This is a genomic window from Nocardia sp. PE-7, from assembly GCF_030486425.1.
Classification (GTDB): Bacteria; Actinomycetota; Actinomycetes; order Mycobacteriales; family Mycobacteriaceae; genus Nocardia; species Nocardia salmonicida_A.
This window is the reverse complement of sequence record NZ_CP129614.1, coordinates 7,164,393-7,182,318: the sequence shown is the minus strand read 5'-3', so window position 1 is coordinate 7,182,318 and position 17,926 is coordinate 7,164,393. Positions and strand designations below refer to the sequence as shown.

10 protein-coding genes are annotated in these 17,926 nt (G+C 68.2%); 3 read left to right on the top strand and 7 right to left on the bottom strand.

Annotation, left to right across the window (positions count from 1 at the left end; all coding sequences use genetic code 11):
- Position 1 precedes the first annotated feature (1 nt).
- From QX204_RS33540 to QX204_RS33520, 5 genes are all read right to left on the bottom strand, one after another.
- Positions 2-3,538: a serine/threonine-protein kinase gene (locus QX204_RS33540; protein WP_301904467.1), complete on the bottom strand. Its 3,537-nt coding sequence runs from the start codon at positions 3,536-3,538 to the stop codon at positions 2-4.
- Between the two features lie 149 nt (positions 3,539-3,687).
- The gene (locus QX204_RS33535; RefSeq protein WP_301904466.1) at positions 3,688-4,773 is read right to left on the bottom strand and encodes an esterase-like activity of phytase family protein; all 1,086 of its coding nucleotides are present in this window, start codon (positions 4,771-4,773) and stop codon (positions 3,688-3,690) included.
- Positions 4,774-4,929: 156 nt separating this feature from the next.
- Positions 4,930-7,086: a 3-hydroxyacyl-CoA dehydrogenase NAD-binding domain-containing protein gene (locus QX204_RS33530; RefSeq protein ID WP_301904465.1), complete on the bottom strand. Its 2,157-nt coding sequence runs from the start codon at positions 7,084-7,086 to the stop codon at positions 4,930-4,932.
- 39 nt (positions 7,087-7,125) lie between these two features.
- Complete coding sequence (locus QX204_RS33525; RefSeq protein ID WP_301904464.1) at positions 7,126-8,340, bottom strand: acetyl-CoA C-acetyltransferase; 1,215 nt, start codon at positions 8,338-8,340, stop codon at positions 7,126-7,128.
- Positions 8,341-8,529: 189 nt separating this feature from the next.
- Positions 8,530-11,178, bottom strand: a complete 2,649-nt coding sequence (locus QX204_RS33520; RefSeq protein ID WP_301904463.1) for a DNA polymerase III subunit gamma and tau — start codon at positions 11,176-11,178, stop codon at positions 8,530-8,532.
- A 445-nt stretch (positions 11,179-11,623) separates the two neighbouring features.
- Between QX204_RS33520 and QX204_RS33515 the strand changes: the two genes are divergently transcribed.
- Positions 11,624-12,448 carry a hypothetical protein gene (locus QX204_RS33515; RefSeq protein WP_301904462.1) on the top strand — a complete coding sequence of 275 codons (825 nt, stop codon included), beginning with the start codon at positions 11,624-11,626 and terminating at the stop codon, positions 12,446-12,448.
- Positions 12,449-12,604: 156 nt separating this feature from the next.
- Positions 12,605-13,828, top strand: coding sequence for an ammonium transporter (locus QX204_RS33510; protein ID WP_301908201.1), 1,224 nt, complete (start codon positions 12,605-12,607; stop codon positions 13,826-13,828).
- Here QX204_RS33510 and QX204_RS33505 read toward each other — a convergent pair.
- Together QX204_RS33505 and QX204_RS33500 are read right to left on the bottom strand one after the other, a co-directional pair.
- Positions 13,825-14,874 (bottom strand): neutral zinc metallopeptidase, encoded by a 1,050-nt coding sequence (locus QX204_RS33505; protein ID WP_301904461.1) that lies wholly within the window; start codon positions 14,872-14,874, stop codon positions 13,825-13,827. The genes QX204_RS33510 and QX204_RS33505 overlap by 4 nt on opposite strands.
- A gap of 228 nt (positions 14,875-15,102) precedes the next feature.
- Entirely contained in the window at positions 15,103-16,014 is a 912-nt protein-coding gene (locus QX204_RS33500) for a neutral zinc metallopeptidase (RefSeq protein ID WP_301904460.1), read from the bottom strand.
- A 279-nt stretch (positions 16,015-16,293) separates the two neighbouring features.
- Here QX204_RS33500 and QX204_RS33495 point away from each other — a divergent pair, with 279 nt between their 5' ends.
- Complete coding sequence (locus QX204_RS33495) at positions 16,294-17,916, top strand: DUF2207 family protein (protein WP_301904459.1); 1,623 nt, start codon at positions 16,294-16,296, stop codon at positions 17,914-17,916.
- Positions 17,917-17,926: the final 10 nt, after the last annotated feature.

Genomic DNA, 17,926 nt, shown 5'->3' with positions numbered 1-17,926 from the left:
ATTACAGCAGTTCGTCGAGGAAGTGACCGGGCAGGTTCTGCAGGATCGGATGGTCCTGCCCGTCATGGGATTGCGTGCGCAACACGTGCAGCAGGCCGACCACTCCCGGGCCCGCGTCCAGCAGTGGTCTGCTCCAGCCCAGTTCGGCGCAGGTGCGCAGGACCGGCAGCACCAGCCCGGTCGCCTCCCCGACCCATCCCGCCGACGCGAGGCATTCGGCGAGCAGCAAGGTCGCGTCCAATTCCGCGCGGGGACGGCCTTGTTCGAGCGTTCTCGCGTAGATCACCCTGGCATGGCGAGCGGCTCGATCATCGGCGCGCAACCGTTGTTCGGCCAGCAGGATCCGGATGTCGGCGATGGCGCGCGCCTCGGTGATCAGCGCGGCAGCGCCCTTCTTGCGCCGCGCACCGTTACCGGAGGCGTCGGGAACGAAGGCGTCGTCGCCGGTGGGGAAGCCGAGCCTGGACCGTTCGGCCCGCACCTGGGCATCCAGGCGGGCCAACCCGTTCTCCGCGGCCACCCGCGCGCCCTCGTCGAGCCGCGCCGAGGCCGTGTACTGGTCGCCGAGCGCGGCCTTCACCCTGGCCCCGGTCACGAAGGTCGCGATCAGGAAGTCGACGGGACCGACCCGGGTGACCAGCTCGTGGCTCTCGTCGAGGAGCCGATCGGCCAGCGCCAGATCGCCTCGGCGATAGGCCAGATCGCCGAGCAGCGCGGCCGCGATGCGTGCGGCGTCCGAGCGCGGACCCGCCCTGGTGCGGGCGGTCTCGTAGGCCTGCTCGAAAGCGGTGGTAGCGGCGGCGATGTCGAGTTGCTCGTAGGCGGCGTCGCCCAACGCGCAGAGACCGAAGACCGGACCGAGCGGGTCCTTCGACTGCGTGTGATAGTCGGCGGCCCAGTTCTGGAGGTCGGTCACCGCGTCGAAGTCGAACTCGCACAGCCGCACGAACGACATCAGATTGGCGGCGGTCGACACCGTCCAGGCGGGCAGGTCTCCGGGCTCTTCCAGAATGCCGGCCAGGCTGTCGGCCACCTCGGCGATGTCATCGTGGGCCACCCGATCGGCGGCGTCGAGCACCGTTGCCACACAACGCTGTTCGGTCAGTTCCGGCGCACCGGGCGCGCCGCGGGCCAGCAGGTTCGAGAGCCTGCCGAGCGCGCTGCGGGCGGTCCCGGTCTGCTGCATGTTCATATTCGCCCTCGCCACCGCCATCAACAGCTTCGACCGTGACGTCACCTGCTGCACGGGCAGTTTCGAGACGGTGCCGAGCAGGGTGCCGAGCCGGGACCCGTCGATCAGGTCCATGCCGCCGCTTTCGAGCAGGTCGGCGGCGAGCTTGAGATCGGTCGCGGCCAGTGCGTGGTCCACCGACTTGCGCAACAGTTGATGCTCGGCGTACCAGCGCGCGGCCTTGCGGTGCAGTGTTTTCGAACGCCCGGGATGTTCGCGATCGAGCCGGGCGCGTAGATGCTCGGCGAACAGCGGCTGCATGCGATACCACTCCGGATCGTGCTGGATCCGATGCAGGAACAGTTCACGCTGTTCGGCCTGGGCCAGCATCGCGGCGCCGTCGGCGACGTCGGCGAGCACGCCGGCCAGGGAGCCGTTCACCCGCTCGACCACCGAGATCGCCATCAGGAACTCCAGTTGCTCCGGCGCCAGCGCGTCGAGCACGTTCTCGGCCAGGTACTCCCGCATCCCGTGCCCGCCCTCGGCGAGCGAGGCGAGCAGCTGCGTGGGATCGGCCTTACCGCGCAGCGTCAGGCTCACCAGCTGGATCGCGGCGGGCCAGCCGTCGGTCGCGAGGTGGATCTGCTCGATCTGCTCGTCGGTGAGCGCGAACCCGTTGCGTTCCACCAGGATCTGACGAGTCTCCGATTCGGTGAGCCGCAGGGCGGCGGCGTCCAGCTCCACCAGTTCGTCGCGCACCCGCAACCTGCTGATCGGCAGGCCGGACTGATCGCGACTGGTGATGACGAACCGCACGTGGTGGCAGCCGTTGTCGAGCAGGGTCGCCATCGCCCGTTGCACGCCGGGATCGCGCACCCGGTGCCAGTCGTCGACCACCACGACCACCGGTTGCCCGCTGGCGTGGATCTCATCGATCAGCGTGGCGATCACGTAGGCGACGGCGTCGGCGGGACGCTCCTCCAGCACCTGTTCCAGGCCCGCGCCGACGTCGGGGCGCACGCGGCGGATCGCATGGATGAGGTGGGCCAGGAACCAGATCTCGCTGTCGTCGTCCTGGTCGACGCCGAGCCAGGCCACCGGGATATCGCGGGTGGCCAGGTCAGCGCGCCACTGCGTGGCGATGGTGCTCTTGCCGAAACCGGCGGGCGCGTGGATCAGGGCGAGTCGGCGCGCGCCGCCCTCACGCAGCACGTCGAGCAGACGCTGGCGGGGGAAGGGCTCGCGCGCAGGCGTGGGCGGGCGGAATTTGGTGGCGGCGGTCGGCGGAAAGGTGCCGGTCGTCGAGCTCGGCATGGGTACCGAGGCGCCCGCGGGCTGCAGGGTCAGCGGCCAGCTGCGGCGGCCGGTGACCGACTTCAGCACCTCCGGGGCGTCGTCGGTGGTCTCCTCGGAGTCGAGCAACGCCATTTCGTCGGGCATCTGGCCATGCGCGCGCTGGACGTCGCGCAGCATCTCGCCGAACTCGTAGGCCGAGGCCGGACGGTCGGCGGGCTCGGGGGACATGGCCCGTTCGATCACCTCCGCCACGTCACCGGGGATGTCCTGGGCACGCAGGTCGGGGACGTTCTGGGTGGTGATGCGCAAGAACTGGGCGACCACCTTCTCCCCCGCGTGGCGCTCGAACGCGGCATGGCCGGTGAGCAGGGCGAACAGGGTCGCGCCGAGGCCGTAGATATCCGACCGCACGGTCGGTTCGTTGCCTTTGAGTACCTCCGGCGCGGTGAACGCGGGCGAGCCGGTGATCAGGCTGCTCGACGTCTGGAAACCGCCGGGGATGCGGGCGATGCCGAAGTCGGTGAGTTGCGGTTCGCCGTAGCCACTGATCAGCACGTTCGCCGGTTTCACATCCCGGTGCAGGATGCCCGCCCGATGCGCCGACTCGATCGCCGCCGCCAGTTTCACCCCGGCGCGCAGGGTATCCGACCAGGTCAGCGGGCCGCGATCGTGGATGAGCCGTTCGAGTGAGCCACGCGAGCAGTACGGCATCACGATCAGCGGCAGCCCGGTCTCGGTCACGTCCACCTGCAGGATGTCGACGATATTCGGGTGACCCGACAGCCTGCCCATCGCCTGTTCCTCGCGCAGGAACCGCTCCCGGCTCTCCACGTCGATCTCCGAGGACAGCACCTTCACCGCGACCACGCGATCCAGCGCAGGCTGCAATGCCCGGTACACCACACCGAACCCGCCGCGCCCGATCTCCTTGGCGCCCGTGAGCCCCATGGCATCGAGTTCGGCGATCACGGCTTCGTCGGGCACCCCCGGCGCCAACGTCCGCTGCGTATTCAGCCCCACCGGCGCCGCCTCGGCAGGCCCGCGCTGCATACGCGTCTGCTCCGGATCCATGTGACCACCTCTCACCATCGGCGTCACCGGCGTTTCGGTCGGTATGCGGGCCGTCACCGGCAACACCGCACATATCCAAGCTAGCGCGATCCGGCATCTATCGGGTGGAGATTCGACGCTGTGGCGGCAACGGTTGTCCGAACCGGAATTCAGCGCACAGCGAGCGCGATCAACTGGGTGCGCTGTTCCGACGCGAAGTTGTTGTCCGCGACCAGCACCAACGTGCGTTCACCCGAAGGCAGGCGCGGGCCCCACGTCATCGCCTCGATGTTGTCGACCGCCTCGATCCCGAGATCGGCGAGGTCGGCGACCAGCCGCTTCGTGACCGGGCGAGCACCCGAGATCGGTGCGTCGAGCACAGTGCTCGCGGAGGCGGTGTTGATCTCGAAGATCCGCACCCGATTTCCCACACCCTTGGCGAAAGCCCGTTCGACCACCAGGAATCGAGTCGGATCGAGCGTGTCGTCGGCGAGAATCGCGGTCACACCGTTGCTGGCCTGCCCCGCCTCGGGCCGGGACTCGGCGAATACCGGCTCCAGCGGATAGGCGTACTGGGCCAGCACCGGCCCGAACCTGGCCTGCACGGTGATGCGCGTCGTCGCCCCCGCCGTCGTGGTCGCGCCGGGCCCGTCCTGGAGCAGCGGCCCCTCCATCGCGGTCACGAACAACGCGCCGCCCGCCGCGAACGTCGCCCCTTCGAGCGCCTGATTCTGCCGCGGCCCCGAATCGGGGCGCATCCGTTCGTTTTCCGGAATCGGCAACTCCGCGACGAACCCCCCGTCCGCGCGAGCTACCCGCACCGACGGATCGGCGAGCACCCCACCGGCGCGCTCTCCCTCCTGCGTCCAGAAATAGTCCCCCGTCCACGGATCGACCCGAATATCCTCCGGATCCACCGATTTCGGGGGATACACACTCCCGTCGGGCCGCAGCAGCGGCTTCGTACCGACGAAGTTCACGGGACCGATCCCGTTCTCCCCCAACGGAATTCGAGCCGTGTACAGCCGCGCAGGTCCCTTCTCCGACCGGTCGTCGCTGATCAAGACGAATTCCCCACTGCCGGGCAGGTAATCGATGCCCGACAGCCCCCCGACCACCGTGGCGTCGAATTCGAGATCGTGCCCGACCACCTGCTCCCCCAATACCCGCACCCCACCGGCCTCAGCACCCGCATCCGGCACCACGCCCCCCGCGACGACGATTCCCAGCACCACTGCGGCCACGCGATGTCCCATGAACGACAAGCTATCCACCCCAGCACACCCCCAGGTGAACGCCATCCGAACTGTCGGACCTCCGCAGGGCTACGCCGAGCCGCTGTCAACGGCGAACGCCCGCCACCTCAGCGAGGTGACGGGCGTCCGGATCCGGCCGAAACCGGAACTACCGACTTACTTGCGCAGCGAGGCCGGAACCTCGAAACGCGGGCCGAACTTCGCGGCCAGCTCGTCGGCGCGGGCCACGAAGGCCTCCTGGCCACCGGGGTAGCCGACGATGAACTGGTGCGAGCCACCCGACCAGGCCGGGAAGCCGATGCCGAAGATCGAGCCGATGTTCGCGTCGGCGGTGCTGGTGAGCACGCCTTCGTCGAAGCACTTCTGGGTCTCGATGGACTCGGCGAACATCATCCGGTCCTTGAGGTCCTGGAAGGTGACACCCTCCGGGAGCTCACGGCTCGAGCTGAAGATCTCGCGCAGCTCGTCCCACAGGCCGGTGGCCTTGCCGTCGACGTACTCGTAGAAGCCCGCGCCGCCCAGCTTGCCCTTGCGGTCGTACTTGTCGATCAGGGTGTTGAGGACCTCGGCGGTCTTCGCGGACGCGGCATTGAGCTCGCCACCGGCAGCGAGGATGGCCTCGGAGGTCTCCTTGTAGATCTTCTGCATGGTGGTGAAGTTCAGCTCGTCGCTGAGCTTCAGCGGCGCGGCCGGGTAGCCCGCCTGCAGACCGGCCTGCTCGACCGTGGCCGGGTCGATACCCTCGGCGACCATCGAGATGGCCTCGTTGATGAAGGTGCCGATCACGCGCGAGGTGAAGAAGCCGCGGCTGTCGTTGACGACGATCGGGGTCTTCTTGATGGCGAGGGTGTAGTCGTACACCCGGGCCAGCGCCTCGTCGGAGGTCTTCTCGCCCTTGATGATCTCCACCAGCGGCATCTTGTCCACGGGGGAGAAGAAGTGGATACCGATGAAGTCCTCGGAGCGCTTCACACCGTCGGCGAGCAGGGTGATCGGCAGGGTGGAGGTGTTCGAGCCGAGCAGGGCATCGGCGTCGACGATGTCCTCGATCTCCTGGAAGACCTTGTTCTTGAGGTCCGGGTTCTCGAACACGGCCTCGATGACGAAGTCGACACCCTTGAAGTCGGCCGCGTCGGCGGACGGGGTGATACGGGCCAGCAGCGCGTCGGACTTCTCCTGGGTGGTCTTGCCACGCGAGAGTGCCTTGGCCTCGATGGCCTCGGCGTAGCCCTTGCCCTTGACGGCGTTGGCGAGCTCGACGTCCTTGAGCACGACCTCGTAGCCGGCCTTGGCCGAGACGTAGGCGATGCCCGCGCCCATCATGCCCGCGCCGATGACGCCGATCTTCTTGATCTCACGCTTGGGCACATCCGCGACGGACGGACGCGAGCCGCCACCGTTGATGTGGTTGAGGTCGAAGAAGAACGCCTGGATCATGTTCTTCGCGACCGGACCGGTCAGCAGACCGGTGAAGTAGCGCGACTCGATCAGCGACGCGTTGTCGATGTCGACCTGCGCGCCCTCGACCGCCACGGACATGATGGCGCGCGGGGCGGGCATGTTGGCGCCCTTGATCTGCTTGCGCAGGTTGGCCGGGAACGCGGGCAGGTTCGCCGCGATCGCCGGAGACGCCGGGGCGCCACCGGGGATCTTGAAGCCCTTCTTGTCCCACGGCTGCGCGGCATCGGGGTTGGCCGCGATCCACGCCTTGGCGGCGGGAACCAGCTCCTCGATCGAGCCGACGACCTCGTTGATCAGGCCGATTTCCTTGGCCTTGGACACGCGGTGACGCTGGCCCTGCAGCAGCACCTGCATCAGCGCGTTCTGCAGGCCGAGCATGCGCACGGTGCGGATCACACCGCCGCCGGCGGGCAGCAGGCCGAGGCTGACCTCGGGCAGGCCGATGACGACGCCCTTCACATCCGCGGCGACGCGGTAGTGGGTGGCCAGCGCGATCTCCAGGCCACCACCGAGGGCGGCACCGTTGATGGCGGCGACGACGGGCTTGCCGAGCTGCTCGAGGCGGCGCAGCGGGCCCTTGACGTCGTCGAGCATCTTCATGACGTCGGCCGCGTTGTCCGGGCCGACCTGCATCATGTTCTTCAGATCGCCGCCGGCGAAGAAGGTCTTCTTGCCGGAGGTGAGCACGACACCGGTGATGTCGTCCTTCTCGGCCTCCAGGCGGTCCACGGTCGCGGCCATCGAGGTGATGTACGCGTCGTTCATGGTGTTGGCGCCCTGGCTGGGGTCGTCGATGGTGAGGACGACCACGCCGTCGGCGTCCTTCTCCCAGCCGATGATGTTGTCAGTCATAGTTTTTCGTTCTCTCCTATGAGAAGTTTCGGCCGGGGATCAGACGCGCTCGATGATGGTGGCAACGCCCATGCCGCCACCGATGCACAGAGTGATCAGCGCGTAGCGCGCGTTGCGACGCTCGAGTTCGTCGATCATGGTGCCGGTGATCATCGCGCCGGTGGCACCCAGCGGGTGGCCCATCGCGATCGCGCCACCGTTGACGTTCAGCTTCTCGTCCGGGACGTTCAGGTCCTTCTGGAACTTCAGCACCACGGAGGCGAAGGCCTCGTTGATCTCGACGAGGTCCATGTCCTCGATCGTCAGACCGGCCTTGGCCAGCGCCTTCTTGGCGGCGGGGGTCGGGCCGGTCAGCATGATCGTGGAGTCCGCGCCGGAGGTGGCGGTCGCGACGACGCGGGCACGCGGGGTCAGACCCGAGTTCTTGCCCGCTTCCTCGGAGCCGACCAGCACCAGGGCGGCGCCGTCGACGATGCCCGAGCTGTTGCCGCCGTGGTGGACGTGGTTGATCTTCTCGATGTAGGTGAACTTCTGCAGCGCGACGGCGTCGAAGCCACCCATCTCGCCGATGCCGGCGAAGGAGGGGTTGAGCTTGCCGAGGTCGGCGGCGGTGGTGCCGGGACGCATGTGCTCGTCGTTGTCGAGCACGATGAGGCCGTTCTGGTCCTTGACCGGAACGATCGACTTGGCGAAGTACCCACCGGTGGTCGCGGCGGCGGCCAGCTCCTGCGAGCGCACGGCGTAGGCGTCGACATCGTCGCGGGAGAAGCCCTCGATGGTGGCGATCAGGTCGGCCGAGACACCCTGGGGCACGAAGTAGGAGTCGTAGTTGGTCGCCGGGTCCATCGCCCAGGCGCCGCCGTCGGAGCCCATCGGGACGCGCGACATCGACTCGACGCCGCCGGCGATGACGAGATCGTCGAAGCCGGAGCGAACCTTCTGCGCAGCCAGGTTCACGGCCTCGAGACCGGAGGCACAGAACCGGTTGAGCTGGAAGCCGCCGACGGTGTCGGGCAGGCCCGCCACGGTCACGGCGGTGCGGGCGATATCGGCGCCCTGGTCACCCACCGGCGCGACGACGCCGAGGATCAGGTCCGAGATCTGGTCCTCGTCGAGGTTCGGGAAGCGGCCACGCAGCTCCTGGATCAGACCAACAGTCAGATCGATCGGCTTGACCGAGTGCAGCGAGCCGTTCTTCTTGCCGCGGCCGCGCGGAGTGCGGATGGCCTCGTAGATGTAGGCCTCTGTGGTCATATCGGAGTGTTTCCTTCCTTGGGGTGCGGTGGCCGCACGAACGCCACGACCAATCGTCTCGACGCCGTACAAATCCCGGCAAGCACCAGCGGAGCATAGAACCATGCTCATCCGGCGATCCCGGCCACCCGTTCATACTACCGTGGTGTGCGAACTCCGGTTAACTTAACGCGGTGAGGACGGTGGCTGTCAACCATCCAGACTCTTTGCTCCGAACTGTTCACGTAGCAACGCCAGAGCGACCTCGTCCGGGTCCTGGCGGTCACCAGGGGCCACCGGCACCGCGGCGGCGGCCAGCATCTCCCGTTCTTCTTCGGGGGTCGGCGGGGCGAGAACAGCGGCGCTGCGCGCGGAATCCGAGCCCGACCGGGACTCCGGCCCGTCGTCCGGGCCTGGATCGTCGGGCAAGTCGGGGAAATCGGGCGGCGGAATGTCATCGTCGGGCGGTCGGTTCGCCCGGTTCGACGACTGGTTGCCCCCGGCCTGGCTCGGCCGGGAGAACTTCGGCCGACCCGCGGGCTTGCTCTCGGGGGTTCCCGTCCCCCGTGCCGCCCCGGCCTTGGCTGCGGGCGCGGGGCGCGGCGCGGGAGCTCCGGTCTCCCAGCGCACATCCAGTTCACGCCCGAGCACGGCCCGTACCGCCGAACGCACCGCGTCGATATTGCGCGGATCGGACAGTCGCTGCGCCAACGGCGGGCTCTGATGCGCGAACACGATCACGTCACCGTCGACCCGCGACACCGCCGCACCCGACAACAACGCCTGCAAGGTGGCCCCGAACTCCCGCACTCGGCCCTTGATCTCCGGCCACGCGGCATCGACGATGGCGACCAGATCCTCGGCCACCGCCGGCGGCTTGGCTGCGCTGACCTGCGGCTCCGTCTGCGCCGGGGCATTCTCGACCGGCGCCGTTGCCGGAGCGGGATCGGGCTGAACCGGCGAATCCGCCTGCGGTGCTACCGCTTCCGGAACCGGCGTCGATTCGGTGGCGCGGCGCGGCGCGGCGGCTTCGGTCGGCGGCGCGGATTGCTGCTCCGCGCCGACGCTTGCCGGTCGTGCGCCGAGGTCGGACCGCTCGGTGTTGCCACCTTCGGTCGGCGAGTTCTCTGGCGTAAGCGGTTCGGGTGCAACCTCGTTCGACGACGAACTGGCAACACCTCGGGCGGAATCGACTGGGGGCACCGCGCCCGCGGATTGCCCAGCGGGTGCTGCGGTCTGCGTGGATTCGGCGAGCGACTCGGACTCCGCTGATTGCACCGGCGGTGCAGCTTGCCCGCGTGGGGCGGCCGCCGGGGTCGAGTCGGAGGTCACGGCCGCCGGGATCACTGTCGATTCCGCGGCCGGAGCAGTCGGCGCCACGGTCGATTCCGAAGTCGCCGCCGGCGTCACGGTCGATTCCGAGGTGACGGCCGCCGAAGGCGTGGTCGACGCGGGAGCCGGGGGCGCTGTCGGGACAGATGTCGCGGGCGCGGCAGGCGCGGCGGTCTTCTGTTCCGCGACAACAGGGCTCGCGGCGCCAGGCGCCGACGAACCACCGGTCGCCGCTTCCTTCTCAGCGCGGGCGGCCGCGAGCAGTTCGGCGCCGCGACGGCGGCTTTCCCCGCTCGGCGTAGGCGCGGACGGTCGTTCCGCAGGCGCCTCACCCGCGGCGGGGCCCGGACGGGCAGGCGCGGGGACCGATCCACCGGCGAACCCGCGTTCCAAGCGTTCCAGCCGTTGCAGGGTCGCCGACTCGGTGTCGGACACCGACGGCAGGAGCATGCGGGCGCAGATCACCTCGAGCAGCAGGCGCGGAGCGGTGGCGCCGCGCATTTCGCCGAGACCCTCGTGCAGGAGTTCGGCGTAGCGGGTGAGGGTGGCGGGGCCGAGGCGTTCGGCCTGGTCGCGCATCCGTTCCATGACATCGCCGGGACCGGAGACCAGACCGCGATCGGCGGCGTCGGGGACCGCGCGCAGCAGGATCAGATCGCGCAGCCGCTCGAGCAGGTCGACGGCGAAACGGCGCGGGTCGTGACCCGCCTCCATCACCTGATCGACGGTATTGAACAGGGCGGCACCGTCATCGGCGGCCAGCGCGTCGATGGCGTCGTCGATCAGCGCCACATCGGTGACGCCGAGCAGCGAGACCGCACGCGGGTAGGTGACACCGTCCGGTCCGGCACCGGCGAGCAGCTGGTCGAGCACGCTCAGGCTGTCGCGCGGTGAACCGCCACCGGCGCGGATGACCAGCGGATACACCGCCTCCTCCACCGGCACGTTCTCCTGCTCGCAGATCTTGCCGAGCAGCCCGCGCATGGTGGCGGGCGGCAGCAGGCGGAACGGATAGTGGTGCGTGCGTGAGCGAATCGTCGGCAGCACCTTGTCGGGCTCGGTGGTGGCGAAGATGAAGATCAGGTGCGCAGGCGGCTCCTCGACGATCTTGAGCAGCGCGTTGAAACCGGCCGTGGTGACCATGTGCGCCTCGTCGACGATGAACACGCGATAACGCGACTCCGCGGGTGCGTAGAAAGCGCGATCACGCAGCTCACGAGTGTCGTCGACACCGCCGTGGCTGGCCGCGTCGAGCTCGATGACGTCGAGATTGCCCGACCCGCCGGGCCCGAGCGCCACACACGACGAGCACGTTCCGCACGGCGTCGAGGTCGGCCCGTCCACGCAGTTCAACGAGCGCGCGAGGATGCGAGCCGACGAAGTCTTACCGCAGCCACGCGGCCCGGAGAACAGATACGCGTGACTGATCCGGCCGGTATCCAGCGCCGTACTCAGCGGGTCGGTGACGTGCTCCTGACCCACTACTTCCGCGAATGTCGCCGGTCGATACTTCCGGTACAGAGCCACGACCCACAGGCTACCGAGCGTGTCCGACAGGCTTTATCGGCGGCTGGCACTGTGCGGTCGCGCGGTAACGAAGCGACGACCATGTTGTGATGTAAATCACATTGAAATGCGCGGTCTGAAGCGTAGGAGCAAAGCGGTCCCCCATCCGCAACGGTAGAGCTATCCACTCCCATCCGCGCGGCGAATCCGCGTTCGAACAATTCGTCGATCCTGGTTGCAGCGGAAATACATACCCATTCCCCGGTTGACAGCCTCTTACTAGATGTAACGAAACAATGAACGGTCGTGACAGCAGCGCAAGTGCCTGGCTACCGTGGGTCTCGGCAACTTCGGTGGCCAAACCTTCATCAGGTTGGTGACCCCGGCCGGTCCCTCATCCCGACCGGGGCACAACCTTCGCGCACCGATCGCTCCCCCACCGCACCGACCGGAGGAACGTTTCACCGTGCTGTCGTGTGATGACATCGCAACCGCCTGGCTCGCCCACACCGACTTCGCCGGCGACAACGCCGCGGTCGGGCTACTGAGTCGGGCGATCAGCCCACAAGACTTCGACATAAAACGCGACTCGTTACCGGTCGCGGCCGCAGCCGACCCGGCAACCGCCGACGCCATCCTGCAACTGCTCGAACGCGGGCAGGTACCCACGATGGCGGCCATCCGCACGCTCACCGCGCAGAACGAGATGCGCCGCGAGGCCGAGCGGATCGAGCGGCTCGGCCGTCGCGCCCAGCGCAGCATCGACGAGTTCGGTCGCATCCTCGCCCGCCTCGCCGCCGCGCACTGGACCGACCACAATATCGGTCCGACCAGGCGCGACATCCTCGCCGATACCGAGGTCTGCGAACTCATCGCCGAACGGGTGGGTGAGATCGCGCCGTCGGCGGTCAAGCATCTGTGGCTGATCGAGCGGGCGCAGCGCGCCGGCTGGATCGCCTCTAACGCGAGCCCCGGTTCGCTGTGCCCGGCGCGGCGCTGGCACACCACGAAATACGGCAACCGGGTCTCGCAGAAGCCGGTCAACATGGTCGGCAAGCTGGTCGCGGGCTTCGTCGTGGAACACACCGCCGAACGGGGCAAGCCGCCCAGTTGGGCCGTGCTCGCCCGCGACGCGCGCGACGATCGCGGTCGACGCCTGTTCTTCGACGTGGCCGACGCGCATGCTCAGCGCCGCTGGCTCACCACCGCCGAATGGCTCGCCGACGGCGATGACCTGCCAGTTCCCGGCAAACGCGGCCTGCGGGCGCTGGCCAAGGAGAACCGGGCCTAGCGCCCGTGTGACCGCGCTGGTCGGACGACAGGACTGACGGGTTTTATCCTGTGCGCGTTCGGTAACTTCCTTGCAACGCATTCACGCGTGAAAGGAGTTCCCGTGCCCGCAACGATCGACCCGGCGGCCACCGCCTGGCTACTCGCGGCCACCGCCATGGTGCTGTTGATGACGCCGGCGCTGGCCGTGTTCTACGGCGGGATGGTGCGCTCGACCGGCGTGCTGAACATGCTGATGATGAGCTTCATCGCGATCCCGCTGGTCACCGTCGTCTGGCTGGTCGCCGGCTACAGCCTCGCGTTCGGCGACGACGCGGGCGGTGGCCTGATCGGCAATCTCGAGCACTTCGGGCTGGCCGGGATCACCCCCGACTCCGTGCGCGGGACCATTCCGGAGCTGCTGTTCGTCACCTTCCAGCTGACGTTCGCCATCCTGACCGCCGCACTGGTCTCCGGCGCCATCGCCGACCGCGCCAAGTTCGCGGGGTGGATGGTGTTCGTTCCGCTGTGGACGCTGGCGGTGTACGCGCCGATCGCGCACTGGGTGTGGGGACCCGACGGCTGGCTGCTGGACTTCGGCGCGCTCGACTACGCGGGCGGCCTGGTGGTCGAGATCGCCTCCGGCGCTTCGGCCTTGGCGTTGGCGCTGGTCCTCGGGCCGCGGATCGGATTCAACATCGATGCGATGCGTCCGCACAACCTGCCGTTCGTGCTGCTCGGCGCCGGTCTGCTGTGGTTCGGCTGGTTCGGTTTCAACGCGGGCTCCGCACTCGGCGCCACCGGGACCGCGGCGGCGGTATTCCTGAACACCCTGGTCGCGGGCAGCCTCGGCATGCTCGGCTGGCTCATCGTCGAACAGGTCCGCGACGGCCGGCCGACCACCTTCGGCGCGGCATCGGGTGCGGTGGCCGGTCTGGTCGCGATCACCCCGTCCTGCGGCGTGGTGAACACCCTCGGCGCGGTCATCGTCGGTCTGACCGCCGGCGTGGTGTGTTCGTTCGCGGTCGGCTGGAAACACAAAGCGGGCTATGACGACTCGCTCGACGTGGTCGGCGTGCACTTCGTCGGCGGCATCGTCGGCACCGTCCTGATCGGTCTGCTGGCCACCCAGGTGATGACCGGCGGCGTGAACGGCCTGCTCTACGGCGGCGGCTTCGCCCAGCTCGGCAAGCAGCTCGTCGCGATTCTGGTGGTCGCCGCCTACGCCTTCGTGGTCTCGTGGGTACTCGGCAAGGGGATCGACAAGGTCATCGGCTTCCGCGTGAGCAAGGAAGACGAAACCGCGGGCATCGACTTCGCCCTCCACGCCGAAACCGCCTATGCCGAAGGCGTGCACGGTTCCTCCCCCCGCCGCTTCGGCGAGGGCCACTACGGGACCTAGCTCACTTCGTCGGACGGGGCCAGCCAGGTGTTGCACTGGAAGTTGCGATTCTTCGAGTAGCCCTGGTTGTACCAATTGCCGTTGTGGTTCGGGGTGCCGTGATCTCGGTGGCGGCCGCTGCCGTCACCGAGGTCGTAGTTGTGCTTCACGGCGGCGTAGCCCTCCTGCGAGGTCCATGAGCCGCCCGCTTCCGAAGAACCGATGTACATGCCACCGAAACAGCTGGCCTGCAACTCCATTCGACGCGACGTCTCCAGCCCGCCCGCCGACATCGTGCCCTGCTCGCGACGCTGATTCGACGAGGCCTGCATCACTCCGGTGAGCCCCTGGACGTGGTGACCGTACTCATGCGCGTAGATCGACAGCGCTTCCATCGGTGGATACGGCGTGTTGTGCAGGACCAGCCCCGTTGTCGACATGTAGATGGTGCTCGAAGCGCTGCAGTAGAACGCGCCGCTGGAGGAGCCACCGCAAGGCGATGACAGCTCCGAAGACTGTTCGGCGACAACCAGACCCGGGCTCTTGAACGGCAGATTCGCGGCAGCCAGATTCGACCGCCACATCTGATCGAGGCAGCCCTGCGCCGCCGCGAAGAAGGCCTTGGCCACCGCCGCGTCGGTCGACCAGCGCGGCAGATCGCAGTCCATGTTCGTCAGGCCGGCGTCGTCGTTCTTGAACAGCGGATGCTGACCGAGGGCGATAACAGGTTGCGGGCCTGCGGGTTTGGTCGTCGTCGGCGCGGTGGTACGCGCGGTGGTGGTGGTTCGCGCTGACGTCGGATTCGTGGTCGGCACCGGCGAATTCGAGCTGTAGGTGAAACTCGGCGGCGTCGTCTTGGCGACCGAACCGGGCGAGCTCTGATCCGACACGGTCACCGCGACCAACAGCAGCCCGATGACGCCGAACACGGTCAACACCGTCAGCACCGCACCGACCGCGCCTGATCCGCCACGACGCGGCGGCGGATACCCCTGCGGCGCATAGCCGTACGGGGGCGGCAGCGGCCTCCCGTACGGCGGCATCGCGGGCCGACCATACGGCGGCATCTGTCCACCGTATGGCGGCATCTGCTGCCCGTACGGGGGCGGCATCGGCCTGCCATAGGGCGGCTGCGGAGGAGGCGGGGGATACATCAATCACCTGACAACTGATCACGCACGGACATGGGTAACTCACCGGGAACGGGCCAACTCACCCCGCACCACACCGTCTGCCGCCAACGCTACTGTGCGACATACAAGTCCGGCTAGCAGGCCCGGCGAGGCGGGACAGCCTCAGTTCACTTCGCTGGCCGACACCGTGAAGGTGTTGCACTGGGCCGTGAGGTTGCGGTTCAAGCCGGTTTCGAACCACTGGCCGCCGTGCTCCGCGGTGCCGTGGTCGCGCATGTCGCCGGGACCGTCACCGCGGCCGTAGGAATCCTTGGTCGCGACGGTGACCTGGGAGGACGTCAGCGAGCCGCCGCCCTTCGAGGAGGCGATGAACATGCCGTCGAAGCAGTTGGCCTGCAACTCGACTCGGCGCGAGAGCTCGAGCCCCTTGGCCGAGCGGGCCCCCGCGTCGACGCGCTCGCTGTTGGCCTTGCGCAGGATGCCCGACTGGGCCTGCACGTGGTGGCCGTACTCGTGCGCGAACACCGACAGGTACACGACCCAGTTGTCGCGGAACTGCTCGGTCTGCAGCTGGCTGATCGGCATGTAGATGGTCTTGTTCGCCGGGCAGTAGAAGGCGGCGAAGTTGCTCGTCGATCCGGTGCACGGGGTGGTGATGCCGTCGGTGGTCGCGGTGACGCTGAGCGTCGGCGACTCGAAGGGCAGATTGTTCTCCGCCAGCAGTGGTTTCCACGCCGATTCGAGGCACTTCGCGGCCGATTCGAAGAAGGCGCGGGCCTTGTCCACCTGGGTGCCCCACGGCGCGTAGTTGCACGACGCCGGGACCAGGGTGCCGTCGGAGTCGGTGAGCAGCGGGTTGTCGCCGGTCGCGGCGGGCGCGGTGCCGGGCTGGGGGGTGTAGGTGGTGGTCGGTTTCGGGCCGATCGCGCCGATGCCGAGGTCGACGCCGGTGTTGACGGCGTACTTCACCAGGCCACCGACCAGCAGGAAGATGACCACGAGGATTACCGAGGTGAAGCCGCCACCGCGTTTACGTGGCGGCGGAGTCGGCCTGCCCGGCGGTCCGTAGGGCATGGGCGGTGGGCGATATCCCGGCGGCGGCCCGTACGCCGGACGCTGCCCGTAACCCTGTGGATAACCCTGAGGCTGTGGATAACCTGGCTGCCCATATCCCGGTTGTGGCCGGTATCCCGGGGGCGGTCCATAGCCGGGGGGTGGTGGAACCGGTCGTCCACCTGGGCCGTTCCGCCCATAACCGTACGGTGGTTGAGTCACTCCCCCGTACCCCCCCTCGTCTCATGAGTCATCGACAGCCGCTGACGCAGAATAGCAAGCTGTCTAGAGTAAGCACCCATGCTGACTTTTCGGGGGGGCGCCGCGGGCGCGCTGCTGCTCGCTGCGGCGGGGTTGCTCATGGCCGCGCCGGTAGCCCACACGCAGCCCGCTACCACCGGTGTTTCGATCACCGCCGACCTCACGCTCACCGAAACCGGTGTGCTCGAGGTCATCGAAACTGTCGCGGTGCCCGCCGACGGAAATTTCACGATGTCGCTGCCCTTGCGCCTCAAGGTCGGTGACGATGTCGAACGGGTCTTCAAGGTCACCGATGTGACCGCGAGCGGTTCCGGCACGGCCACCACTGTCAACGACCAGTTCGTCGTCGAAGCCAAGCCTGGCGAATCGAAGTTCACGTATACGGTGCACAACACCGTCTCCGACATGCCGGGCACCCAGGTGTTCCACTGGCTGGGCGTGCTCAACGCCGATATCGCCGTGCTCGACGTCTCGGTGATCAGCCCGAGCTTCCAAATGGGCATCGTGGACTGCAAACTCGGCTCCGCGGGCAATGCCAAGCCGTGCGCCGATGTCCACACCGAACCCGACGGCGTGCTGTACCTGCACCAGACCGACCTGCGCAAGGGCGATGCCATCGACCTCACCTTGCAGATGCCCCCCGGCACCGTGCCCGCGAATGCCGATGTGCGCGGCGGCGGTACGGGCCCCTTCGCCTTCACCACGCCCGTGCTCGCCGCGTTCGGCGCCCTGCTGCTGGCATTGGCGGGCATGATCGCCTACGTGCTGCTGGCACGGAAGCGGGCCGCTGCCGCGGTGAGGGGCAGCGACGACTTCGATCCGCTGATCCAGCAGGGCGGCCGGGTCGAGTTCGTCTCCCCTGACGGCGTGCTCCCCGGCGAGGCAGGTCTGATCATCGACGAGCACGCCGATCCGGTCGACATCGCCGCCACCGTCGTCGATCTCGCCGTCCGGCGCTACCTGTGGATCACGCCGGTGAACGCGCGCGGCGAAGACGACTGGCGCATCAGCCGCGTCAACGCCCCCGACGACCAGTTGCGCGACTACGAACGCACCGTCTACGACATGCTGCTCCCCGAGGGCACCGACACCGTCGCCGTCCGCGAACTGCGCGCCCCGGGCCGTCTGCAGCTGGACCCGATCCGCGCCGCCATGCGCAACGACGCGGTCGCCACCGGCGCCTTCGCCGACCCGAAGCAGCGGGCGCTGCCCCGCTGGATCGGCGCCGCCCTGATCGCCCTCGGCGTGATCATCACGGTCACGCTCGCCCTGACCTCCGGCCACGCCCTGGTAGGCGTAGCCATTGCCCTCGCGGGCGGCGCGGCGCTGCTGCTCCCCAACTACCTCCCCACCCGAACCCCACTGGGCGACACCGTCGCAGGCCGAATCCGTGCCATGCACCGCGGCCTCGACACCGTCACCCGCGACCGGATTCCCCCCATCGACCAGGAGACGATCTTCTCCCGCGCCCTGCCCTACACGGTGATCAGCGGCCGCGCGGACAACTGGATCCGCACCTTCCGCGACATGAACCCCGCCGACGACTCACAACCGGGCATCTACTGGTTCGCCGGCTACGACCGAGACCCCAACCTGCACCGCTTCGCCGCGCAGTTCCCGTTCTTCATCACGGCCTTGGAAGGCGCGTTCAACCCGCGTTGATCCGTCTACG